This window comes from Collinsella sp. An271 (assembly GCF_002159695.1).
GTDB lineage: Bacteria > Actinomycetota > Coriobacteriia > Coriobacteriales > Coriobacteriaceae > Collinsella > Collinsella ihumii.
In genome coordinates this window covers 1-24,326 of record NZ_NFJE01000001.1, presented here as the reverse complement: position 1 = coordinate 24,326, position 24,326 = coordinate 1, and the positions used below count along the sequence as shown (strand labels likewise).

Annotated in this window: 21 protein-coding genes; 1 reads left to right on the top strand and 20 read right to left on the bottom strand. The window is 64.8% G+C overall.

Features of this window, described 5'->3' with window-relative positions; translation table 11 throughout:
* Nucleotides 1–174: 174 nt before the first annotated feature.
* From B5F74_RS00105 to lepA, 20 genes are all read right to left on the bottom strand, one after another.
* Complete coding sequence (locus B5F74_RS00105; RefSeq protein WP_087199032.1) at nt 175–2,448, bottom strand: polyribonucleotide nucleotidyltransferase; 2,274 nt, start codon at nt 2,446–2,448, stop codon at nt 175–177.
* A 146-nt stretch (nt 2,449–2,594) separates the two neighbouring features.
* Nucleotides 2,595–2,873 carry a 30S ribosomal protein S15 gene (gene rpsO / locus B5F74_RS00100; RefSeq protein ID WP_066831978.1) on the bottom strand — a complete coding sequence of 93 codons (279 nt, stop codon included), beginning with the start codon at nt 2,871–2,873 and terminating at the stop codon, nt 2,595–2,597.
* A gap of 163 nt (nt 2,874–3,036) precedes the next feature.
* Complete coding sequence (locus B5F74_RS00095) at nt 3,037–3,753, bottom strand: transposase (RefSeq protein WP_158095644.1); 717 nt, start codon at nt 3,751–3,753, stop codon at nt 3,037–3,039.
* 272 nt (nt 3,754–4,025) lie between these two features.
* Nucleotides 4,026–5,339 carry an NCS2 family permease gene (locus B5F74_RS00090; protein ID WP_066831976.1) on the bottom strand — a complete coding sequence of 438 codons (1,314 nt, stop codon included), beginning with the start codon at nt 5,337–5,339 and terminating at the stop codon, nt 4,026–4,028.
* A 151-nt stretch (nt 5,340–5,490) separates the two neighbouring features.
* Complete coding sequence (locus tag B5F74_RS00085; protein WP_087199029.1) at nt 5,491–5,994, bottom strand: hypothetical protein; 504 nt, start codon at nt 5,992–5,994, stop codon at nt 5,491–5,493.
* Entirely contained in the window at nt 5,991–6,500 is a 510-nt protein-coding gene (locus B5F74_RS00080) for a hypothetical protein (RefSeq protein ID WP_087199027.1), read from the bottom strand. Before B5F74_RS00080 ends, B5F74_RS00085 begins: the two co-directional genes overlap by 4 nt.
* Nucleotides 6,501–6,698: 198 nt before the next feature.
* Nucleotides 6,699–8,441: a [FeFe] hydrogenase, group A gene (locus tag B5F74_RS00075; protein ID WP_087199025.1), complete on the bottom strand. Its 1,743-nt coding sequence runs from the start codon at nt 8,439–8,441 to the stop codon at nt 6,699–6,701.
* Complete coding sequence (locus B5F74_RS00070) at nt 8,435–10,264, bottom strand: NAD(P)-binding protein (RefSeq protein WP_087199023.1); 1,830 nt, start codon at nt 10,262–10,264, stop codon at nt 8,435–8,437. Before B5F74_RS00070 ends, B5F74_RS00075 begins: the two co-directional genes overlap by 7 nt.
* Before the next feature lie 183 nt (nt 10,265–10,447).
* Complete coding sequence (locus B5F74_RS00065) at nt 10,448–11,101, bottom strand: class I SAM-dependent methyltransferase (RefSeq protein ID WP_087199022.1); 654 nt, start codon at nt 11,099–11,101, stop codon at nt 10,448–10,450.
* 421 nt (nt 11,102–11,522) lie between these two features.
* Nucleotides 11,523–12,275: a DNA repair protein RecO gene (gene recO / locus B5F74_RS00060; protein WP_087199020.1), complete on the bottom strand. Its 753-nt coding sequence runs from the start codon at nt 12,273–12,275 to the stop codon at nt 11,523–11,525.
* 18 nt (nt 12,276–12,293) lie between these two features.
* Complete coding sequence (gene era, locus B5F74_RS00055) at nt 12,294–13,394, bottom strand: GTPase Era (RefSeq protein WP_087199018.1); 1,101 nt, start codon at nt 13,392–13,394, stop codon at nt 12,294–12,296.
* Nucleotides 13,395–13,416: 22 nt separating this feature from the next.
* Entirely contained in the window at nt 13,417–13,797 is a 381-nt protein-coding gene (locus B5F74_RS00050) for a diacylglycerol kinase family protein (protein WP_087199016.1), read from the bottom strand.
* Between the two features lie 11 nt (nt 13,798–13,808).
* A complete protein-coding gene (gene ybeY / locus B5F74_RS00045) occupies nt 13,809–14,318 on the bottom strand; it encodes an rRNA maturation RNase YbeY (protein ID WP_087199014.1) in 510 nt (169 codons plus the stop codon).
* Nucleotides 14,299–15,303: a PhoH family protein gene (locus B5F74_RS00040; RefSeq protein WP_066831962.1), complete on the bottom strand. Its 1,005-nt coding sequence runs from the start codon at nt 15,301–15,303 to the stop codon at nt 14,299–14,301. The genes ybeY and B5F74_RS00040 overlap by 20 nt, the downstream gene beginning before the upstream one ends.
* Before the next feature lie 60 nt (nt 15,304–15,363).
* Nucleotides 15,364–16,650, bottom strand: coding sequence for a MiaB/RimO family radical SAM methylthiotransferase (locus B5F74_RS00035; protein WP_087199451.1), 1,287 nt, complete (start codon nt 16,648–16,650; stop codon nt 15,364–15,366).
* A 12-nt stretch (nt 16,651–16,662) separates the two neighbouring features.
* Nucleotides 16,663–17,814 carry a molecular chaperone DnaJ gene (dnaJ, locus tag B5F74_RS00030; RefSeq protein ID WP_087199012.1) on the bottom strand — a complete coding sequence of 384 codons (1,152 nt, stop codon included), beginning with the start codon at nt 17,812–17,814 and terminating at the stop codon, nt 16,663–16,665.
* A 197-nt stretch (nt 17,815–18,011) separates the two neighbouring features.
* Nucleotides 18,012–19,115 carry a DnaJ domain-containing protein gene (locus B5F74_RS00025; protein WP_187119125.1) on the bottom strand — a complete coding sequence of 368 codons (1,104 nt, stop codon included), beginning with the start codon at nt 19,113–19,115 and terminating at the stop codon, nt 18,012–18,014.
* Between the two features lie 237 nt (nt 19,116–19,352).
* Complete coding sequence (hemW, locus tag B5F74_RS00020) at nt 19,353–20,552, bottom strand: radical SAM family heme chaperone HemW (RefSeq protein ID WP_239283291.1); 1,200 nt, start codon at nt 20,550–20,552, stop codon at nt 19,353–19,355.
* A gap of 126 nt (nt 20,553–20,678) precedes the next feature.
* A complete protein-coding gene (gene dusB / locus B5F74_RS00015; RefSeq protein ID WP_087199008.1) occupies nt 20,679–21,710 on the bottom strand; it encodes a tRNA dihydrouridine synthase DusB in 1,032 nt (343 codons plus the stop codon).
* Between the two features lie 55 nt (nt 21,711–21,765).
* Nucleotides 21,766–23,574, bottom strand: coding sequence for a translation elongation factor 4 (gene lepA / locus B5F74_RS00010; protein ID WP_066831953.1), 1,809 nt, complete (start codon nt 23,572–23,574; stop codon nt 21,766–21,768).
* A gap of 197 nt (nt 23,575–23,771) precedes the next feature.
* Between lepA and rpsT the strand changes: the two genes are divergently transcribed.
* Entirely contained in the window at nt 23,772–24,035 is a 264-nt protein-coding gene (gene rpsT, locus B5F74_RS00005) for a 30S ribosomal protein S20 (RefSeq protein ID WP_066831951.1), read from the top strand.
* Nucleotides 24,036–24,326 lie beyond the last annotated feature (291 nt).

Below are 24,326 nucleotides of genomic sequence, written 5' to 3'. Positions count from 1 at the left end.
CGGGTTCGTTTCAACCCATACGGCGGCCCCTGCGGTCCCCGCGAGCCGGAACGGGAGCGTCCCGTAGCCAGTCGCCCTCAAAAGCGCGATGAAACACAAACCACGGTAGAAAAAGGCGGGCCCCACATACGTGAGGCCCGCCATTACAGCTAACGAAACGGTCAGCGCGGCGCATTAACCCTCGTGATGACGACGCGGGGTGCGGCCGCCGTGGCCGCCGTTGTCACCCGGGGTGCGGCGCGGACGGTCGCCGTGGTCGCGGCGCGGACGGCCGGGGCGATCAGAGCGCTCGCGACGGGCACGACCGCCGAAACCGCCGCCGTTCTCGCCGGATTCATCGCCGGAGCCGGCGGGAGCCTCGGGCTTGTCGAGGCGGTCGAGGGAGATCTTGCCGCGGTCGTCGACCTCGATGACCTTGACCTTGACCTCGTCGCCGACGTTCAGGACATCCTCGACCTTATCGACGCGGCCCTGGGCGACACGGGAGATGTGCAGCAGGCCGTCCTTGCCGGGCAGGAGGTTCACGAACGCGCCGAACGGCTGGATGGAGACGACGCGGCCCGTGTACTCCTCCCCCACCTCGGGGACCTTGACAATGAGCTGGATGCGCTCGATGGCAGCCTCGACGGAGTCGCCGACACCGCCCACGAACACGGTGCCGTCCTCGTGGATGTCGATGGACGCGCCGGTCTCGTCCTGGATGCCGCGGATGGTCTCTCCGCCCTTTCCGATGACGTCGCGGATGTTGTCGACCGGGATGGAGATCGAGGTGATGCGAGGCGCGGTCTCGCGCGTGGCCTCGCGCGGCCCGGGGATAACGTCGAGCATCTTGCCGAGGATGAACGCACGGCCCTGCTTGGCCTGCTCGAGCGCGGCACGCAGGATGTCGAAGGTGAGACCCGTGGCCTTGTTGTCCATCTGGAGGGCGGTGATGCCGCGCTCGGTGCCGGTGACCTTGAAGTCCATGTCGCCCAGGAAGTCCTCGATACCCTGGATGTCGGACAGGACCACGGTCTTGCCCTCCTCCTGGATGAGGCCCATGGCGATACCGGAAACGGGGCGCTTGATGGGCACGCCGCCGTCCATCAGGGCAAGGCAGCTCGCGCACGTGGAGGCCATCGACGAGGAGCCGTTGGACTCCATGACCTCGGACACCACGCGGATGGCGTAGGGGAACTCGTTCTCATCGGGCAGCACGGGCAGCAGGGCGCGCTCGGCAAGGTTGCCGTGGCCGATCTCGCGGCGCTTCGGCGAGCCCATGCGGCCCGTCTCGCCGGTGCAGAACGGCGGGAAGTTGTACTGGTGCATGTAGCGCTTGCCCTCGACCGGCTCGATGGTGTCGAGGCGCTGGCCCTCGTTCAGCATGCCGAGCGACAGCACGGAGAGCACCTGGGTCTGGCCGCGCTGGAACAGACCGGAACCGTGCACGAGCGGCAGGTAGCTGTCCTTGACCATGATCGGGCGGATCTCGTCGGCGGCACGGCCGTCGACGCGCTCGCCGGTCTCGACGACCATGGTACGCATGGCCTTTTTCTCGAGCTTCTTCAGGTTCACCGGGATCTCGCGCTCCCACTCGAGCTGCTCCTCCTCGGTGAACTCGGCGCGGATGCGCTCCTTGAGCTCCTCGACGTGGGCGATGCGGGAGAGCTTGTCGGCATCGGAAAGCGCGGCGTACATCTCGTCGTAATGGGCGAAGATGCGCTCCTCGACCTCGGGGACGGGCTGATCGAGGATGTACTCCTTGGGCTCGATCGGGCCGTTGACGCGCTCCCACTCCTCGACGAACGCGAGCTGGGCGTCGCAGAAGGCGCCGATGGCCTCCTGGCCGAACTCCATGGCGGCCAGCATATCCTCCTCGGTAACCTCCTTGGCGCCGGCCTCGACCATGGAGATGAAGTCGCGCGTACCCGCGAGCTCCAGGTCGAGGTCGGAGTTCTCGCGCTCCTCATAGGTGGGGTTGACGATGAACTCGCCGGTCTCGACGTTGCGGCCGATGCGCACGCAGGCGAGCGGTCCCTCGAACGGCACGCCGCCGAGCGTGAGGGAGAGCGAGGCGCCCATGGTGCAGATGACGTCGATGGGGTTCACCTGGTCGGCAACCAGGGAGGTCGCCACGATCTGAACCTCGTTGCGGAAGCCGTCGGGGAAGCTCGGGCGAATCGGGCGGTCGATCATGCGCGCGGTGAGCGTTGCCTTCTCGCTGGGACGGCCCTCGCGCTTGAGATAGCCGCCGGGGATGCGACCGGCAGCGTACATCTTCTCGTTGAAGTCGACGGTCAGCGGGAAGAAGTCGTAGTTCTTGCGCTCCTTGGAGACGACGACGGTCACGAGCGCGGTGGTGTCGCCCTGCTTGACGAGCGTGGCGCCGGTGGCCTGCTTGGCGAGCTCGCCGCTCTCAAGCGTGTAGGTCTTGCCGTACAGCTCAAAGGTTTTGGATACGAGTGACATTTTTCTCCTTCAACTCCGTGGACCCCATTGCCCACGGGACGTCTGGTCCGATACGGGGCGGAACCTCCTCGGACGGTGTAGGGACCGCGATTGCTGCCCCCTACATGAAAAGGAGCCCCCGAGGGGGCTCCTGCATGCACGATTCTCTACTGGATGTTGTCGCGGATGCCAAGCGCCTTGATGAGCTCACGGTACTCGAAGATGTCGTTCTTCTTGATGTAGGAGAGCAGACGACGACGGCGACCGACGAGCATGAGCAGGCCGCGGCGGGTGTGGAAGTCCTTCTGGTGGGACTTCATGTGCTCGGTGAGCTCGCGGATGCGCTCGGTGAGGATGGCAACCTGAACCTTGGGGTTACCGGTGTCGACGGGGCTGTCGCCAAACTGTGCGGTGAGCTCGGCCTTGCGCTCCTTGGAAACGGTCATGATGTACACCTTTCTTCTCACGTACGCCCAGCACTGGGAAACCGCCGGTGCAGCGAATCTCTAAGTGCGGGTAACCAACAGCTGCATATGGTACCACAGCTTTCACGCTCCACCAGAACTGCACGACAATGCGCATGAAACTCTAGGGACAGTCCCTAAAAATTCAGCGTTGCCGGAGCTTGAGCATCCGCGCGACCGATGCCTTGCTGGTTCCGATCGCTTCCGCGATCTGTCGCTGCATAAGCCCCGCGTCCTCCATTGCCAGCGCGAGGTCCACACGACGCGCGTGGGACATATCCTTGATGAGGGCAAGGTCGATGCCACGCTGCCTTGCGATCGCGCGGGCAATTCGGCGGGCGTCCTCGTCGGACATGGCGCGCGTTCCCCCAAAACAATATGTGCACGCATCGCGGTCTGCCACGAATCGGGAGAAGCCTTCCGGTCCGTCCAGCATATCCAGGATAAGCCCAGTCGCAGTGATGTTCGCCTCGGACATGTATTCCCGGTAGCTGCTCCACGGATAGATATCTGCAGGTGCCACATGAGCGTTCGCCGGGTTGTTATGGATGTAGCGAACGCACTCGAGTAGGTAGGCATCGGTGTCTATGGCCCTGCTCGAAAACCGCCCTTGGAAGAGGTGCCCTATGCGGCCGGTTCGCGCATTGAAATACGCGGCGTAGCCGCCGAGCAGCCGCTTCATGGCTTCGCTCAGCTGTCCATGGAGGTCTTCCAACAGCAGGTGGACATGATTGCTCATGAGGCACCAGGCGATGATGTTGATATCGTACTGGGCGCAGCAGTCCTGAAGCAGCTTGAGGAACCGATGCCGGTCGACATCGTCTGAAAAAACGGGCCGCTTGTTGTTGCCGCGTGACACCACATGGTAGAACCCCGTCTCCGACCGTACCCGTGCGATTCTATCCATAGCAACTCCTTAAGCTCATCTACACTGTAGACAATATCTTAATACTATTAGTTGCATAGAATAGATGCAAGACGGAGAGGCGGTTTTTGAGGGACAGTCCCCAGGAGTTCACGGTAGAGAAATCCCGGGGACTGTCCCTAAAAAACCGGCTCCAGTGTGCACGATGCTGAACGACTGGCACGTGTGAAATTCCAGGGACTGTCCCTGGAATTTCACGTTACGCGTCGCTACAGCAGCAGGAAGTAGAGCAAAAAGGCGATCGCCGCGATCCACATGAGCGGGCGGACGTACTGCGAGCGGCCGCTCACCACGGCGACGACGACGTAGGTGATGAAGCCCAGACCGATGCCGTTGGAGATCGAGTACGTGAACGGGATGCCCGCGATGATCATGAACGTCGGGAAACCCTCGAGCACGTCGTTCCACTTGACCATGACCGCATCGCCCATCATGAGGAAGCCGACGAACACGAGCGCGCCGCACGTCGCGGCCGAGCTGATGCAGGAGATAAGCGGCGAGAGAAACGCGGCGAGGATGAACAGGATGCCGGTGAAGACCGAGGTGAGGCCCGTGCGACCGCCGTCGGCGGCGCCCGACGCGGACTCGACGAACGTCGTGATGGACGAGGCGCCCATGATGCCGCCGACCGCGGCGGCAGCGGAGTCGACGATGAGGATCGGCTTGATATCCTCGACCCTTCCGTCATCGGTCAAGAACTCGCCCTGCTTGGCGACGGCCATGGCGGTGCCCATGGTGTCGAAAAAGTCGCTCATCATGAGCGAGAAGGCGAACAGCAGGATCGTCGGGGTGGAGATGGCCTTCACGAGACCCATCACGCCGTCGGAGTCGCTCATGAACGGCGCGCCGAACGTCGAGAAGTCCAACGGGGCGACCAGGCCGGTGGGGATCTGGGTGACGCCCAGCGGGATGCCGCAGACGGCGGCGATCACGATGCCCCACAGCAGCGCGCCCTTGACCTTCATGGAGTACAGGACGACCGTCACCACGATGGAGATGACCCCGACCAGAAACGTCGGGTCGGTCACGTTGCCAAGGGACACGAGCGTGTCGGCATTGGCCAGGATGATGCCGCCGTCCTTGAGACCGATCATCGCGATGAACAGGCCGAGGCCGATGGAGATGCCGCGGCGCAGCGATACCGGAATGGCCTCCATGATGGCCTCGCGCAGGCCGCAGAGCACGAGCAGCAGAATGGCGATGCCCTCGATGAGGACGACGGCCATGGCGGTCTGCCAGCCAAGGCCCATAGAGCCGCAAAGCGTGTAGGCGACGATCGAGTTGATGCCCATGCCCGAGGCGCAGGCAAGCGGACGGTTCGCGCAAACGCCCATCAGGATGGTCATGATGCCCGCGCCGACGCAGGTCGCGGTGACCGCCGCGGCTATGGGCACCCCGCCCGCCTCCAAGATGAGCGGATTAACCACGATGATGTAGGCCATGGCGAGAAACGTGGTGAGGCCCGCGCGCAACTCGGTTGCCACCGAGGACCCGCGGTCACCGATTTTGAAGAACTGATCCATGCTTTCCTCTCCCTCGAAACAGCAAAAGCGCCCACCAGGGACGCTTTATCCACTCTAGCACGCCTTGCAGGAGTTCAAACCTATGAAATACGTCGGCAACCGAACCGAGCGCAACCCCAAACCTGAAATTCTAGGGACTGTCCCTAGAATTTCACAGGGGAATGAAGCGGCGGGCGGCGATGGGTGGCAAGACGATGCCGAGGACGATCCACAATATGGTTCCGGGAAGAGATGACCAGTCCTGCAAGAAAATGAGAAGCGGCAGGCCCGCTATCTCGACGGGCAGGCCCGTGAATCCCAGCAACGCAAAACCGAGAAGCAGGCCATCTTGCCGCGACCACGTCTCCCTGGTGGGATATCCCTGCGCCTCGAGATCAAACAACCATGACTTGACCGCCCGATAGGCCCTGGACGCAAGCACCAACCCGTAGACGCAAAAGCCCAGCACGACGACGACCAGAAGCCACGTGAAGCCCACGAGGCTCAACGCGCCGACCGGGTCATCGGACCCGGCGCCGTGGAGCACCGAGTACGCAAGCAAACCGAACACGACAGTCGTCGCCAAGAACAGAACTATCTGAAAACGGATGACTTTCTTGATCGCCGCCCTCGGTGCATCGCCGAGCGCATACCAGTACTGCTTGACGGTGCTCATGATGTCCTCCCCTCCCGTTTTCCCAGTTCTGCGGCCAAACACCGTAGCGTCACGAGCACCTGGATGAGAATCAGCACTGGACAGATATACAATCTGACGTCGAAGGAGCGATCAAAAAGATCTATCACCATTCTGACAAGGAAAAAAGGCATAAGCGCGAGAAATGAAAGCGACAGCGGCACCATCGTCTTGAGCGTCGATCTCCCGAAAGCTCTTGTCTGAGGGCTCAGTCCGCAGCGCAGCATCCAATTAGACACCGCCGGCCGCATCCGGCTTGCATAAACCAACGTTACGGCAACGCATGCAATAAACAAGCCGAGCAGCGCAAGGAGAAGCAACCCGCCCGTATCGCTCCACGAGATACGACCGGAATCGACCGACATCTTCAAGGCTACATCAAGGACACCGCACATGACCGCGCAAGCTGAACCGACGAGCAAGGGCTTTACAACAGCTCCCCTCTCCCGCTCGTCACATGAACGCCAAACGCGAACCACCGAACGCATCGTGTCCCCCTTTTGCTCGTGCAACACATATATCAGTAATACAACTAGGGACTCTTAGCAGGAGTTTCCCTCGTTACCACGATTGTTTACGCTCACTGTGGAACCAGTCGGCAGGCGGCAGAAAAAAGCCGCGACCGGCATTGCTGCCGGTCGCGGAACACAGCGAAGAGGAGCGGCGTCTATCGTCCCGCTTGAATCCTACTTCGGCATCGACCACGCGGTGTGGTCGGTATGGAGAAGCTCCTCGGCGCGCTCGGAGAGCGGATGGCCGAAGAAATCGTCGTAGACGAGCTTCACGCTCGGGTTCTCGTGAGAGAACCTGATGGGCGCCTGCGCGTCAAGGCCCCACAGCACGTCACCGCGCTCGCCGGCGAGCTCGCAGCCGTCGTGAATGGGCTGGCCGCCGCCGCCCACGCACCCGCCGGGGCACGCCATGATCTCGACGAAGTCGTATGAAACCTCCCCGGCTCGCAGGGCCTCGATAAGCTTGCGGGCGTTGCCCAGACCGTGCGCCACGGCCACGCGCAGCGGGGTGCCGGCCAGATCGAAGGTCTTCTCCTTCCAGCCGTCAAGGCCGCGCACGCCGGAGAACGCGTCGGGATCGGGATTCTCGCCCGTCGCGAGGAAGTAGGCGGAGCGCAGGGCCGCATCCATGACGCCGCCGGTCGCACCGAAGATGACCGCCGCGCCCGTGCCGACGCCGAGCGGCTGGTCGAGCTCCTGCTCGGGCAGGGCGCTCGCGTCGATGTGCGACGCGCGGATCATGCGGTCGACCTCGCGCACCGTGAGCACCACGTCGACGTCGGGGTCTCCGGTCTCGCCCGCCATGGTCGGCAGCGCGGCCTCGGCCTTCTTGGCGACACACGGCATGATGGACACGCTGAAGATCTTCGAGGGGTCCACGCCCAGCGCATGGGCATAGTAGGTCTTGGCGACCGCGCCGAACATCTGCTGCGGGGACTTGGACGTCGAGACCTGGTCGAGCAACTCCGGATAGTGCGACTTGACGTAGCGGATCCATCCGGGGCAGCATGAGGTGAACATCGGGAACTTGATGTCCTCCCCGCCCGGCTCGCTCGCCTTCTTGATGCGCTCGAGCAGCTCGGAGCCCTCTTCCATGATGGTGAGGTCCGCCGAGAAGTTCGTGTCGAACACGTAATCGAAGCCCATGGCGCGCAGAGCGCTCGCCAGGCGCTCAACGGTCGCCTCCTTATGGGTGAGGCCAAGCGACTCGCCCCACGAGGTGCGGACCGCCGGGGCGATCTGCACGAGGCAGATCTTCTCCTGGTCCTCCAGGGCGTCGAACACGCGCTCCGTGTCGTCGCGAGCGCGCAGCGCGCCGGTCGGGCAGTGCGTGATGCACTGGCCGCACAGGGCGCAGTCGGTTTGCGAGAGCTCCTTGCCGCCCGCCACGTTTACCGACGCATGGCTCGCGCGGCTCGTGAGGTCCCATACGCCCGTCGCCTGGACCTTCTCGCAGATCTGGATGCAGCGCAGGCACTTGATGCACTTGTCGTTGTTGCGGATGAGCGGGAAGGCGGGATCGGAGCGGAACCCCTCGAGATGCTTGGGATACGGCAGGTCGGTGATTCCCAGGTCGTTCGCGAGGCTCTGCAGCGAGCAGTTGCCCGAACGGGCGCAACTCGTGCACTCGGAATCATGCTGCGAGAGCAGAAACTCGACGTTCGCCTTGCGCGCGATCCGCGCCTTGCGGCTGTTCGTGTGCACGATCATGCCGTCGAGCACGTAGTTGTTGCATGCGGCCACGAGCTGGTCGATGCCCTCGACCTCGACCACGCACACGCGGCACGCCCCGACCTCGTTGAGGTCGCGCAGATAGCACAGCGTCGGGATCTTGATGCCCACGCTCGCCGCAGCGTCCAGAATCGTCGTGTGCTCGGGCACCTCGACCACGCGGTCGTCGATAATCAGCTTTACCACTGGAAATTCCTCCCCCCACGGAACGCGCCGAAGCCGAAGTGATCGCAGCGCAGGCAGCGCGATGCCTCCTGGTGCGCCTCCTCCTCGGTAAGACCGATCTCGGCCATCTCGAAGTCGCCGATGCGCTCGGCGGCGTCGCGCTCCTTGAGCTCGCAGCGGCCGCACAGGCGCTTGCCCTTGAACTGGACGGGTGGCAGCTCGACCTCGAGCAGGATCTGATGGTCAAAGCCGAGGTAGCGGTCGATGTTCGCCGCAGCGACCTTGCCGGCGTTGATGGCGCGGATGACGGTCGCGGGCCCGGTCTGGCAATCGCCGCCCGAGTACAGGCCCTCGAATCCGGGCACGGCCCCGTCGGAATCGGTCACGACGCGGCCCCACTTGCACGGCACGCCCATGGCCTCGAACGGAGCGGAATCGATGTCCTGTCCGATGGCCACGATCACGCGGTCGCACGCGATGAGCTGCTCGGGCGCGGCGGCGGCACGAGGGGCCGGGCGCCCACGGCTCGGGGCGCCGATGATCTGCGGCTGCACGACGACGCCGGCGACGCGCCCGGCCTCATCGGTCTCCACGCGGACCGGTGCGTTGAGCTCCATGATCTGGCAGCCCTCCGCCTCGGCGCCCGCGATCTCGGCATCTTGCGCCGTCATGTCGCAGATGCGACGGCGGTAGGCGATGATGACCTTCTCGGCACCCAGGCGGACGCTCGAGCGGGCGACGTCCATCGCGACGTTGCCGCCGCCGATGACCACGACGCGCTCACCGGAGAAGTCGGGCATCTCGCCGTCGCCGATGACGCGCAGCATCTGCACCGCGGAGACGACGCCCTCGGCATCCTCGCCGGGAAGGCCGAGCTTCTTGTCGTTGTGCGCACCGATGGCAAGGTAAACCGCGTCGAAGTCAGCGCGCATGCGCTCGAGCTCAGCGCCGTCCACCGCGTGCTCGAGCTCCACCTTGATGCCGCAGTCCAGGATCCACTGGATCTCCTGGTCGAGATCCTCGCGCGGCAGGCGGTAGCTCGGAATGCCGTAGCGCAACATACCGCCCAGGTGCTTGCGCTGCTCGAAGATCGTGACATCGTGACCCATGATGGCCAGGTAGTACGCACAGCTGATGCCCGCGGGGCCGCCGCCGATGACGGCGATGCGCCGACCGGTCTTCTCGGCGATCCACGGACGGTAGTCCTCTTCCATGTGATCGGTGGCGTAGCGCTTGAGCGCCAGGATGTTCAACGGGTCGTCGACGATGCCGCGGCGGCAGTGCATCTCGCACGGGTGCTCGCACACGCGGCCGCAGACGATGGGCAGCGGATTGTCCTTGCGGATGAGCCTGACCGCATCGGTGTAGCGGCCCGCCTCAACAAGCGAGATGTACCCGGGAATGTCGACGTTGGCGGGGCATCCGGCAACGCACGGAACCCGCTCGTTCTCTGCGAACCCGCAGGCGTGCTCACGGACGTGATGCTCGAAGTCGTCGCGGAACCCGCGCACGGCCATGAGCGCCATCGAGCCCGCCTCGTAACCGATCGCGCAGTCGCTCGACAGGTAGATCGTGTTCGCGGTCTTTTCGATCAGATCGATCGTCTCGAGCGTAGCGCGGTTCTCCAGCACATCCTCGAGCAGATCCGACAGCGCCCTGAGCCCCACGCGGCAAGGCGTGCATTTGCCGCAGCTCTGCGTGGCGCACAGGTTGACGAGCGCCGCGGTGAACTCGACCGGGCACGGCGCGAGCGATCGAGCGGCGAGACGCCGACCGAGTGCATCATGCAGGTCGTCCATGACGGCCTGGGCATGGCTGCGCTCCATGACATGAAGTCGTGCCATAAGTACTCCCCTCTACTATGTACAATAACTTTTTATTGCATTAGGGGTCGTTTTGGCCAGCACAACCCTATGGACGGACGATTCCGTCTCGTAAGCGTTATCGCAGGTAGAATTTTCCGTAGTATTCGTGGAGAGAGCCGTTGGGCATGTGTTGGCTTACTTCGCGATGTACCGAGCTCGAGTTCAGTCTAATATTTTTTTATCATTGTCCAGAGCGGACAAGGCGGCGCGCCCGCTATACGACCAGATGGTGTAGGTCTGCGGATAGCCGAACACCTGGACACCCTCGAACCATTGGAACGTACCCTGGCGCTCGATGCTCCATCCGGGTCGACCCGCGTAGGCGTAACGCTCGCCGTTATCGGACATATGGATCACCGTGACCGGATGCGCGATCTCCTCCTCGATCTTGTCGAGGAAGCGCGCGAGGACCGGGGTGTCGAAAGGGTTGAACAGGTATATGTGGGTATAGGCGCCGAGCGGCTCGTCGAGCACGTTCGCGCATCGTACAGAGAGCTGGGGAAACCGCCCGATCCAAGAGGACGCGCGCGTCACGAGGTCGCGGTCGAGCTCGACGCCGACCGCTGCGCCCGAAAAGCCGCGCAACGCGAAGTACGCGAGGACGCGCCCCGTGCCGCATCCAACGTCGAGAAGCTGCGAGCCTTCGTCGAACGCGAGATGGGAGAACAGCTCGTCGAGCACGAAATACGGCGTAGGCGTCGGCTCGTGAGCCCCCTCGGCGCTGCGGGCGGCAGGACGCGAGCATGCAAGCGACCGACCGCAGGCGACGATATCGCGCCGCTCGTCCTCGGCAAGCAGGCTCTGCTTAGTCCTCATGAAACTTACCCCTTCTGCAGCGATACTCGAACGACCCCAAAGGTAACACCGAACAAAGCCCTTACGGTGGAACTCGTTGAGGAAAACGCCTTTGCAGGCATCGTCCTGAAGCACCTTGCGGCGTGAGTCGCTTCGGGCTTCCACCCGTTGCGGCCAAACTGGCTAAAAAGTTCTGTTTTGCTGTTAGACGAGCCAGACAAAGGAGGTCAATCTGGCTGAGATGCTGCCGTCAGCGCCTCAAATGCCCCGAAACGGAACCTGTCAGGGTGGGCAAGCAGCCACAGACGGCGGATCGGGACCCGCCCACACGGAGTTCGTTACAGCAAAATAGAAATTTCTAGCCACTTTTCCTCAGAGGGCAGCATGGGCCGCGCGCGAAGCGGCGAAGTCGACCGGCATTTCCCCGCAAAGGAAACGATGATCAGCGACCCAGCATGAATTCAAGGCACCTCAGGCGCGCATCGAGATGGGTCGCCGCCCACACATGGGCAAGAGCCAGCATGAACGTCGCGGTCATGCCGTCGACAGGAGCCTCGACCAGCTCATCGAACCGCAGGGCCAGCAGCGACTGGAGCCAGCGCACCTGATTGGCGTCGACCTCGTCGGCGCCCGGCACGCTCGAGGCGCACGACGCGCACAGCAGGCCGCCCGCCGAAGCGGAAAAGTAACTCAGCGCAGCGTCCCCGCACAGCACGCACGACGAGAGGTCGGGTCGATACCCCTCATGGGAAAGCAGCTTGAACACAAAGGCGGCGACCAGCACATCGAGATGCACATCGTCGCATGCCTTGTCGCCCGCGAGCGACAGCGCGCGCTCCGTGATGGCGAACGTGAACGGATCCTCGGAATCCTCGTAGCTGCAAAGCTTCGCGACCTCGGCGATCGCGCTGGCGGCGCACATGCGCTCATAGGTCGCGCCCGCGCCGAGCGGGGCCGCGAGCAGCTCGGCCTGCGAGACGACATCGAGCGTGCGGCCATGGGCGAGCAGCACATCGACCGTGCAGAACAGCTCGCAACGCGCAGCAAGACGGGACCCCGGCTTGCGGGCGCCCTTGGCGACCGCGCGGATCTGGCGTCCCTTCTCGGACATAAGAGTCAAGATCAGATCGGTCTCTTTGAGCTTGACCTTGTCGAGCACGACGGCGCGCGTGCGATATGTACGCGATCCCGCCACGGAAGGAGCCCCTCTCGGCTATTCCTCGAAGGCGTAGCCCATGCGGCGGATCTCGTTGACGTCGTCGCGCCAACCCTGCTTCACGCGCACCGCGAGCTCCAGGTACACCTTGCGACCGAACAGGCGCTCCAGGTCATGGCGAGCATCGGTGCCGATATGCTTGATCATCTCGCCCTTGCGCCCGATGAGGATGCCTTTTTGCCCCTCGCGCTCGACGTAGACCGTGGCATGGACGCGCACGAGCTTCGATGTGCTCTCGAACGAGTCGCATACGACGCCGACCGAGTGGGGCACCTCCTCGCGCGTGCGCAGCAGCACCTTCTCGCGCACGAACTCGGCCACGAGCGTAGCGTCGTCGGTATCGGTGTCCATGCCCTTGGGGTACCAGCGCGGACCCTGCGGAAGGTAGTCGGCGACCAGCTGGATGAAGGGCTCGACGTTGAACCCCTCCGTGGAGGAGACGACGATCACGTCGTCGAAGTCCACGAGCTTGCGCGCCTCCTCGATCTGCTTGATCATCTTGGTCTGATCGACCTTATCCGCCTTGGTGAGGACGAGCACCTTGACCGCGGAAGACGCCGCCACGCGCTCGGCGACCCATGCATCTCCGCGCCCGATGGGCACCGACGCATCGATCAGGAAGGCGACCACGTCGACATCGGAAAGCTCCGCGAGCGCAGAGCGGTTCAGCTCGGAGCCGAGCCCGTCTTTGGGCTTATGGATGCCCGGCGTGTCGACGAACACGAGCTGGAACTCGTCGCGATCCACGACGGCGCGCATGCGCCGGCGCGTCGTCTGGGCGACCGGCGAGGTGATGGCGACCTTGGTGCCCATGCAGGCGTTGAGCAGCGTGGACTTGCCCGCGTTGGGACGACCGACCAACGCGACGAAGCCGCTGCGGAATCCCTCGGGCGTGTCCCCCGCCACAAGGCCCAGCTCGGCGCCGACGCCGCCCTGCGACTCGACGAGCGCATCGAGCTCGTCGTCGCTCAGGCCCGCAAAGGGGTCGAACTCCTCGAGCTCCTCGTCGGCATCGAGCCCGTCTTCCTCCTCGAGGACGTCCTCGGCGTCATCGAGCTCCTCAGTCGTCTCCAGCAGGTCTTTATCCAACTCAGTCATGGTTCCTCGTCTTTCTTGGACGCTAGGCGATGAGCCCCAGCGCACGGGCGAACACGATGATGCCGACGATCGCCGCGGTGATCGACAGCGTGTAGACGCTTGCGGCGGCGATGTCCTTCGCGCGCTTGGCAAGCGGATGGTATTCCTGGGTGGCGAGATCGACGATGGCCTCGATCGCCGTGTTCACCAGCTCCGCGAAGATCACGAGACCGAAGCACAGGGCCACCAGGCACCAGGAGAGCAGGTCGATCTTCAGGACGCAACCGACCACGACCGCGGCGATGCCCAGCGCGAGCATCACCTTGATGTTGCGCTCGGTGCGCACCGCCGTGACAAAGCCCTCGAGGGCGTATCCGAACGACCGGATGAACGACGGGTGGTCCTTGTTGGAACCGGGAATCATCTCAACCCCTCCTACTCGCCCTGGTGGCGGGTCGTGGGACCGATCTTCACGTCATCGGGATCGTCTCCGCGGCGGCGAGCGAGCTCCCGCAGGACCTCGATCTCGCGCGCCTCCATGTCGGCGGCCTCGGCATCTTCGAGGTGATCGTAACCCAAAAGATGGAGCAGGCCGTGCACGAGCATGAGGCGGCACTCCTCCGCCGGCGTGTTGCCGAACTCGGCGGCCTGCGCGGCGATCACGCCGGGCGCGAGGATCACGTCGCCGAGCTCGACCGCCTCATCCGCGGGGATGTCCTCGTCAAAAGGCGAGTCGCATTCGAACGACAGCACGTCGGTCGGGGCGTCGATCTCACGCCATGTGCGGTTGAGCCCCCGCATCTCCTCGTCGTCCACGAACGAGACCGATACCTCGACCGGACGCTCGACGCCCTCGTGCTCGAGCGTGCACAGGACCGCCTCCTCGATCTCGGGCGCCGCGATCAGCGTGTCCAGCTCTGCATCGTTACTGATGAGCACGGCCATGGCCGCCTCCCTTCTGCGGGCGCGCGCCGGCAGGATGCGCGTCCTCGTATGCGTCGTACGCCTCGACGATGCGGCCGACGAGCGCATGGCGCACCACGTCGGCGCGGTTGAGGTGGATGAAGGCGATGTCATCGACCCCGGAGAGGATGTCCTCGATATCGGTCAGGCCGCCGCGCCTGCCGGGCAGGTCGCGCTGGGTCGTGTCGCCCGTGATGATGAACTTGGAGTTGAACCCCAGGCGGGTCAGGAACATCTTCATCTGCTCGGGCGTGGTGTTCTGCGCCTCGTCGAGCACCACGATGGCGTCGTTCAGCGTCCGGCCGCGCATGTAGGCGAGCGGGGCGATCTCGATGATGCCCTGCTCCACAAGCGTCGTCGCGCGCTCCATATCGGTCATGTCGAACAGGGCGTCGAACAGCGGGCGGACATAGGGATCGATCTTCTCCTCAAGGGTGCCGGGGAGAAACCCGAGGTTCTCGCCCGCCTCGACGACCGGCCGCGTGAGCACGATGCGGCCGACCTCATGGCGCTTGAGCGCGGCCACGGCGATGGCCATGGCCAGATAGGTCTTGCCGGTGCCCGCCGGACCCATGCAAAACGTGATGGTGTTGTTGCGGATGGCGTCGATGTAGCGCTTCTGGCCGATCGTCTTGGGCCTGATCGCGTGGCCGCGATACGTCAGTAGGATGTCGTCGGAGAGGCCCGAGATGTCCGAGCGCTCGGCGCGCAGGGCGTCAAGCGCGCGCAGGGCGTCAGATTCGCTGGGGGTCTCGCCGGCAGATGCGAGCTTGATGATATGGGTGAACAGGCGGCAGAGCAGCTCAACCTCGTCGGGCGTGCCCGAAAGCGAGATGGCCGTTCCGCGCACGACGATCGAGGCGCTCGTATGGTCCTCGACCGCTCGCAGAAGCGCATCGCCCGTACCGGTGATGCGCGTAGGATCGATATGCTCAGGAATGGACAGGCGCACCTTCGCGGTATCCATGCTCCCCCTTATCCGCCGCAGGGCGCCGGCGCGCCCAAGCGCGTCGGGACTCGCCCCGGTTTACTCGTCAGCGTCGAGGACCGGACGGCCGTGCAGCACGCCCTCCTCATCCATATACATGATAGCAACGTCCACGATCGATTTGACCGCGAGGTCGGGGGCGTTATCGAGGACGACGCGATGGAACGACCCCAACGTCCCGCGCCCGGGATATTCGACCACCGCGCGCTCAGTCGTGCCGATGCGGGCCTGCGCGTCCGCGCGAGCCGTGCGCTCGACGAGCTTTCGGATGGCAAGCGACCGGTCCGCCATGACCTCGGGCGCCACCTGATCGGGCATCTCGGCGGCAATCGTGCCGGGACGCGCGCTGTAGCGGAAGACGTGCAGCCGGGAGAACCCGACGCGCTCCACGAACGCGCGCGTCTGCTCGAACTCCTCGTCCGTCTCGCCCGGAAACCCGACGATCAGGTCGCCCGAGATGGAGGCCGCCGGCAGGATCTCGCGAATGCGCGCGACCGTGCGCTCGAACTCCTCCGCGGAATACGGCCTGCCCATGCGCTGAAGTGTGGCGGTGCAACCGGACTGCACGGGAAGGTGCAGGAAGGGGGCCACGCGCCGAGGCTCTGCGGCCATGCGGCGAACCAGGCGCTCGCTGACATCCATCGGCTCGATGGACGACAGGCGCACGTGCGGGATATCCGTCTCGGTCAGGATGGCGTCGAGCAGCTCGTCAATCTCGACGTGATCGTCGTCGGGACCCATGCCGTCGTAGGCCCCTAGGTTCACGCCCGTGAGCACGACCTCGGGAATGCCCGCGGCGAAGGCCTCGCGAACCTGCTCGAGCACGGCGTCGACGGGCACGGAGCGCTCGGGCCCGCGGGCCTTCCAGACGATGCAGTACGTGCAGCGGTTGTTGCAGCCGTCCTGGATCTTGACCCCGAGCCTCGAGCGGCCGAGCAGGTCGGCGAGCTCGCGGGAATCGAGGCCGCCATCGCACGCTCCGGTCTCGCCGAATCCCAGGAGGTCCGCGGCGCGCGCAGCGACGTCGGTCTTCATGGGCTCGATCACCACGCGGTCGGAAAGCTCGGCGAGGGAGTCGGGGTGCAGGTTGACCGCGCATCCCGTGACGACCACGTAGGGCTTGCGCGGCAGGTTGACCGCATGGCGAACGGCCTTGCGGGTCTTGGCCTCCGCCTCGCCGGTGACAGCGCAGGTGTTGATGACGACGAGATCGGCCTCGTCCTCATCGACCAGGCCGAAGCCGGCGCGGGCAAAGTCTACGGTCATGCGGTCGCTCTCGACCCGGTTGACGCGGCAGCCGAGGTTCACGACGCTCACAAAGGGCATGGGCACGGGCAGCTACTCCAAGATGTCGTCGATGGCGTCACGGATGCGGTCGCCCATCGTCTTGCGCGGCGTCGGCGATTCACCCATCTCGCGGGCGAACTTCTCGAGCGCCTCGCGGGCGGCGGGGCTCATCTTGCGCGGGACGACGATGGCGACGCGGACGATCAGGCGCCCGCGCGAGCCGCCTCCGCCGGAGCGGGGCATGCCGCGCCCGTCCACCGTGATGGCGTCGCCGTACTGCGTGCCCGACGGGATCTCGACATCGATGCGCTCGCCGTCGAGGATGCCGTCCACCTGGACCGTGCACCCGAGCGCCGCGCTCGCCATGGGGACCTCGACCGTGCAGTACAGGTCGTCGCCGCTGCGTTGGAACCGATCGTGCTCGGATACCTGGACCGTGACGATGAGGTCGCCGGATGCGGCACCGCGGAATCCGGCCTCGCCGTAGCCGCGCACGCGCAGTTGCCGGCCGGTGGCGATGCCCGCTGGCACGTCGATATCGATCTTCTCATGGGTGGGCGTGCGGCCCTGGCCGTCGCACATCTCGCAGGGATGGTCGATGACGGTGCCCTCGCCGTGGCAATCGGGGCACGGGGAGCTGGACTGGACCTGGCCGAAGATGGAGCGCTGGACCGTGGTCACGAAGCCGGTGCCGTGGCAGCGCGGGCACTGCTTTTCCTGCGCGCCGTCGGCGCCGCCGGTGCCGTGGCAGTCCTCGCACGTGGCCAGGCGGTCGTAGCTGATGGTCTTCGTGCAGCCGCGCGCAGCCTCCTCGAGGGTGACGGTCAGCGTGATGGCCATGTCGCGGCCGCGGGTGCGACGCGCGCTGGCGCCTCCGCGCGAACCGGCTGCCCCGCCGCCGAAGAACGACGAGAAGATGTCGTCCATGCCCATGCCGCCGAAGATATCGGAGAAGTCGACGTAGCCGCCTCCCATGCCCGGCCCGTCCGCCGTGCCGAACCGGTCGTAGTTCGCGCGCTTCTGCTCGTCGGAAAGGACCGAGTACGCCTCGTTGACCTCTTTGAACTTGGCCTCCGCATCGGGATCGTCGGACACGTCCGGATGCACCTCGCGTGCCTTCTTCAGGAACGCGCGCTTGATCGTACGCTGGTCGGCGTCGCGGTCGACGCCCAGTACCTCGTAGTAGTCCCGTTTATCCGCCACAGCGAACTTCCTTCCCAGAAATCCTCAGCAACACAGCAAAGCGAAGGGCCGGATAAAAACCGACCCAAGAAGATATACCCAACGCGCCGCACTCGTAGGCGGTACATTTTGCGACGGGGTCATTTTTAATCGTGGCCCCCGTTTCGAGGGCCATTATCAAAAATGGTTCCGTTCCAAAACGTACCGCCCGGTCGCCGTTAGAAGAGATAGTAGTACGGGCGCATCATGCACGACGAGAACGACACCGAGATGAGCGCCAGCAGCAGGCCGTTCGCCATGCCGTTGACCACCTGCGACAGGCCGCGTTTCCACCAGATCTTCGAGCGGCTCTTGAGATCCGAGCGAATGATCATGGAGAGCCCCATGAAGAACGGCACGAGGCACAGGATGGCGAACACGCCGAACACGCCCTGGACCGCCGAGAGAATCAGGAAGGGCAGGACGAATCCCACGAGGTAGAAGCCCGTGCGGGGCGTACCCTCGAGGCGCTCGGCCGCAACGTGCGCGCGACCGACCAAGTCTCCGCCCGCCGCACCGTTCGTGCCCGCGTGCCCCATAGACGAGACGCGGACGGTGTCGCCGTCGTGGGTGCCAGCAGGGAACTCGACGACCGCCTCGGTGACCACCGGCGTCCTTCCCGAGCCGCCGCAGTCGGGACACGGGTCGGCGATCACGCGCCCCGAGCCCCCGCATTCGGGGCAGACCGTCTGAAACGTACCCGCGCCGAACATGAAGGACAGGTCGACGTCGATGGTGCCGGTGCCGTGGCATGAGGGGCACGCATGGGCCTCGCCCGAGGAGACCGAGCCCGACCCGTGGCAGCGGTCGCACGGCTCATACCGGCGATACTTCACCGCGCGGCGCGCGCCCTGCTTGGCCTGCTCCGCGGTGAGGTCGACATCGACCACGACATCGGCGCCGGTCTCGGGGTTGTACGCCGAACCGCTGCGGCGGCGCTGGCCGTACGCGTTGTCGAACGGAAAGCCGCCGAAGGGAAAGCCCCCGTACCCGCCGCCGGTATAGCTGCCGGAATACCCGCCGCCATAGGGCTGGGACGTCGGCGCGCCGGCAAAGGGGTTGCCCGAGCGCATGGCGTCGTAGCGAGCGCGCTTCTGCTCGTCGGACAGCACCGCGTATGCCTCGGATACCTCTTTGAACTTCTCCTCGGCATCCGGTGCCTTGTTGACGTCCGGGTGCAGCTTGCGCGCCTTCTGCTGAAAGGCCTTCTGGATCTCGCGCGCCGACGCATCCTTCGAGACGCCGAGGATCGCGTAGTAGTCTTTCTCGTTCATCGTTGCCATATGGCGACATAACCTCCTGCGGTTTTTTCAGTTGCTCTATTGTACCGAACCGCACGGTTAATATGCACACCCCACGATACCTGCACGTCCGTACACTAACGAGAGCGGTGAAATTCTAGGGACTGAAATTCTAGGGACAGTCCCTTAAATTTCACGTAGGCGATCTTCTCTTCCCAGGGCATCTTGTCAGAATGTGAAATTATAGGGACAGTCCCTAGAATTTCAGTCCCTATAATTTCATGCGGAGGCCAGGTCCCAGAACAGGCCGTAAAGCTCGTTGCCGAGAAGCCAGCCGTCGTGGGTGGGCACCAGGCGCCGCCCGCCCGCCGCATCGCACCAGCGGGCGAGCCCCCGCGACAGCGCATGGTCGACGGCGCGGTCGACCGCATCCAACCCGATCTCCTCGCGGGCGCGAAGGAGCAGCTCGCCGTCCACCCCGCACGACATCCTCATGCCGAGCATCAGGTCCTCCGCGACGGCCTCGCGGGCGCGCATCTGCTCGATATCGAAGGAAGCCGGCGCGCGCCTTCCGCCGGGCAGCGCGTCGGTCGTCTGGACGAAGCGGATCCTCGCGGCATCCTCCCCGACCTCGGGCAACGAAAGGTTGCAGCGCAGCTCACCATACGTCTTACGGTCGAACATGCTCGCCGCAGACCGCCCGAGCCCCAGATAGCTCTTCCCGGTCCAATAGGCGATGTTGTGGGCGCACTCCTTGCCCGGTCGCGCATAGCTCGCCACCTCGTAAGGGCGCATGCCGGCGGACCCGAGCCGCCGCCTCGCCTCCTCCATGCACCATGCCTGGAAGTCCTCGTCGGGCTCGGCGAGCGCGCCGCGCTCGACCTTCGCGGCGAGCGGCGTTCCGTCCTCGATCGTGAGCGGGTAGACCGAAACGTGGTCCGTCCGGGCGGCGACGGCTGCATCGAGCGTGGCCTCCCAGCTTTCGGCCGTCTGCAAGGGAATGCCGCACATGAGGTCGCACGACACGTCCAGCCCCGCGGCACGCGCCGCGTCGATGGCCTCGCGTGCGCCGCGCGCCGAATGCAGGCGCCCGAGCGCACGGAGCTCGTCGTCGACGAAGCTCTGGACCCCGAGCGACACACGCGTCACGCCTGCGCCCGCGAGCGACTCCGCCAGTCCCGCCGAAAACGATTCGGAATTCGCCTCGCACGAGAACTCGACGACGCCGGGCGCAGCCTCGCGCACGGTTTGCGCGAGCTCGACCAGCAGGTCGCCCAAAACGCTCGGCGTGCCGCCGCCAATATAGACCGTCCGGCAGGACGACAGCGCGCCCGTCTCCCCCAGCCGCTCGATGCACGCCCGCATGGATGCAACGTACGCATCGTAGGCCGAAGCGTCCCGGCATGCCCGGGAATCGAAATCGCAGTACAGGCACTTCGCATGGCAAAACGGCACATGGATATAGAGCGCATCGACCATTCGCATTCCCCTTCCGCACGTCCACGGCGCGCACATGGAGCGTCCACCGACCGAGTGTACGCCACGGAAGCGCTATTCGCCCGAATGCGCTCCCGTGGCGCTCTTTGGAAGCATGGGCGCCGAGCGCTACGCGCTCGCGAGAGGAGGCAGGGTGCCGCCCGCGGCGAGGATCTCCTCGCAAACGGCCACGTCCGCCTCGATCTCGTCGACCAGGTCCATGAAGTCCCTGTAGTCCGTGCACTTGACCACGCGCCCGCGCCACGCGGCGGCATGCGGCATGCCCTTGAGATACCAAGTCGCGAACGTGCGGGCGCGCGCCATGAACGGCAGGTAGCGGTGCACGAGGCCCAGATGCTCCCGCAGGGCCTCGAGACGCTCGTGCGCCGAGCGGACGGGCACCGCGGTCCCGTCCGCGGCGAGGGCGCGCGCATCGTCGAAGATCCAGGGGTTACCGTAGGTGCCGCGCGCCACGAACACGGCCTCGGCCTTCGTGGTCTTGAGCATGCGCACGGCGTCCTCGGCGGAGAACACGTCGCCCGAGCCAACGACCGGGATCTCCACGGCATCGGCGACCTCGTCGATGATGGACCAGTCGGCGGCCCCGGTGTAGAGCTGCTTGGCCGTACGCCCGTGGACCGCCACGGCGGCGGCGCCCGCGTCCTCGAGCATGCGCGCGAGCTCGGGCGCGGTGCGCTCGCCCGTACGGAACGCGATGCGCATCTTGACCGTCACCGGCACCTGGGCGCGCTCGACCGCGGCGCGCACGATATCCGCGGCTAGCTCGGGGGTCTCCATGAGGGCGGAACCCTCGCCCTTGGTGATGACCTTGCGCGCGGGGCACGCCATGTTGATATCGATCAGCAAGAGCTTGTCCCCCACGCGCTCCTGCACCGCATCGACGGCGCCCGCGAACTGCTCGGGCTTGGAGCCGAACAGCTGCACGCAGATCTGGGGCTCCTCGTCCTCGGGCAGCACGAGGCGCCAGGTCTTGTTGCTCGCGTATGCCAGCCCGGCGACGCTCACCATCTCGGAGTACGCCATGGCCGCCCCGCGGCGACGGCACATGATACGGTAGGCCGCGTCGGTCACGCCCGCCATGGGTGCCAGCAGAAACGGCTGCTCGGCATAGGCCGCGCGCAGGTCGTCGGAAAACCCCATGAATCCCCTTTGCACGCAATGAAATTCTAGGGACTGTCCCTAGAATTTCACGCGGTTACTCGTCCACCTTCAGAATCGCAAGGAACGCCTCTTGCGGCACATCGACCGAGCCGATGGCCTTCATGCGCTTCTTGCCCTCTTTCTGCTTCTCGAGCAGCTTGCGCTTGCGCGAGATGTCGCCGCCGTAGCACTTGGCGAGCACGTCCTTGCGCACCGCCTTGACCGTCGAGCGCGCGATGATCTTGTTGCCGATCGCGCCCTGGATGGGCACCTCGAACTGCTGCCTGGGAATGATCTCCTTGAGCTTGTCGCACAGCCCGCGCGCGAGCGGGTAGGCCTTGTCCTTGTGGACGATGAAGGACAGTGCGTCGACCTCGTCGCCCGAAAGCAGGATGTCGAGCTTGACGAGCTCGCTCGTGCGATAGCCGGAGAACTCGTAGTCGAGGCTCGCATATCCCTTGGTGCGGCTCTTGAGCTGGTCGAAGAAGTCCAAGATGAGCTCGGCGAGCGGCATGTCGAAATGCATCTCCACCGACTTGGCGGACAGGTGGATCATGTCGGTCATGACCGCGCGGTGCTCGATGGCGAGCTGCATGACCGCGCCGGTGTACTCGGGCGGCACGATGACCTTCGCAGCGAGGTACGGCTCCTCGATATGGTCGATGCGCGTCACGTCGGGAAGATCCTGCGGGCTGCGCACGTCGACCATGGTGCCGTCGGTCTTGTAGACGTGGTAGTCCACGCTGGGGCTCGTCGCGATGAGATCGAGGTCGAACTCGCGCTCCAGGCGTTCCTTGACGACCTCCATGTGAAGCAGGCCGAGGAAGCCCACGCGGAAGCCGAAGCCGAGCGCCACGGAGGTCTCGGGGCTCCAGGTGAGTGACGGGTCGTTCACGCGCAGCTTCTCGAGGGCGTCGCGCAGGTTCTCGTAATCCTTGTTGTCGATCGGGAACAGGCCCGTATAGACCATAGGCTTGGCCTCGCGATAGCCTGGCAGCGGCTCAGGGCACGGACGGTCGCGGTAGGTCAACGTGTCGCCCACGTGCACCGCCCCCGGATCCTTGAGACCCGTCACCACGAAGCCGACCTCGCCGACGGCGATCTCGTCGACAAGGATCTCGGCGGGGCGCTTGATGCCCACGCCATCGACCAAGAAGCTCTCGCCGGTCTGCATCATGGTGAGCGTGTCGCCTTTGCGGATCGAGCCGTCGAAGACGCGCACCGTCGCCACCACGCCGCGGTACTCATCGAAATACGAATCAAGGATGAGCGCCTTCAGCGGCGCCTTCGCGTCGCCCGTCGGCGGCGAGACGAGAAACACGATGGCCTCGAGCAGGTCGTGGATGCCTTCGCCCGTCTTTCCCGAGACGCAGACCGCGTCGTCGGCGGGGATGGCGAGCTCGTCCTCGATCTCGGTCTTCACCTCGTCGGGATGGGCGCTCGGAAGGTCGATCTTGTTGATGGCCGGAACGATGTCCAGGTTGGCGTTCATGGCCAAATTGGCGTTGGAGACCGTCTGGGCCTCGACGCCCTGGGTGGCATCGACCACGAGGACCGCGCCCTCGCACGCGGCGAGCGAGCGCGAGACCTCGTAGGTGAAGTCGACGTGGCCCGGCGTGTCGATGAGGTTGAACTGGTAGACCTCGCCGTCGTCTGCCGTGTACATGACGCGCACGGCGTTGCTCTTGATGGTGATGCCGCGCTCGCGCTCGATGTCCATCGAGTCGAGCAGCTGCGACTCCATGTCGCGCTCGTCCACGGTGTGCGTGAGCTCGAGGATGCGGTCCGAGATCGTCGACTTGCCGTGGTCGATGTGCGCGATGATGGAGAAGTTTCTGATATGTGAGGTGTTAGTCGTATCCATGGGGCCTATCATACCCGAACGCCGAGGGCTCACGCGAGTGTCCACTCGTGCACATCTCGTGAGCATCACGCCTATTCCACACCGAATACGCTTTTCTTCCCTGCATACGCGTGCTATACTCACCGAGTTGTGACCTCACCGTGTCTCAGAGGCCGTGAACATAAGGCTTATCGAAGCATTTGAAAGGATTTCTGCAAGTGGCAAACATCAAGTCTCAGAAGAAGCGTATCCGCACCGCCGAGGTTGCCCGCATCCGCAACAAGGCGATCAAGTCCGAGCTCAAGACGCTGATCAAGCACGTTCACGCTGCCGTTGAGGCTGGCGACAAGGCTGCTGCCTCTGCTGCCGCGACCCGCGCCAACCGCGCGCTCGACAAGGCTGTCGCCAAGGGCGTCATCCACAAGAACCAGGCCGCCAACCGCAAGTCCGGCGTGCAGCACCTGGTCAACTCCATGGAGTAACTTCTCAACGGTACAACGTTGATCGCAAGGGCCCCGCTTTCGCCAGCGGGGCCCTTTTCCATGGCGCGAGGGCGGCGCGACCTCGCACGAATGCACCGCCGCGCCTTCCGAGAAGGGCGAGCGTGAGCGCGAAATGACACAAAGCGGACCGTTTGGCACGCTATAGGGGGTCAGCAAAAGCATTTAGAAGATATGACCGATAACTGATCGGTCGGAGCCTCCCCGGATGCCCGCGGGATGGGCGACAATCGTTGTTGTCAGCGCAAACGGCGGTCGCGCACCGCAGTCGAA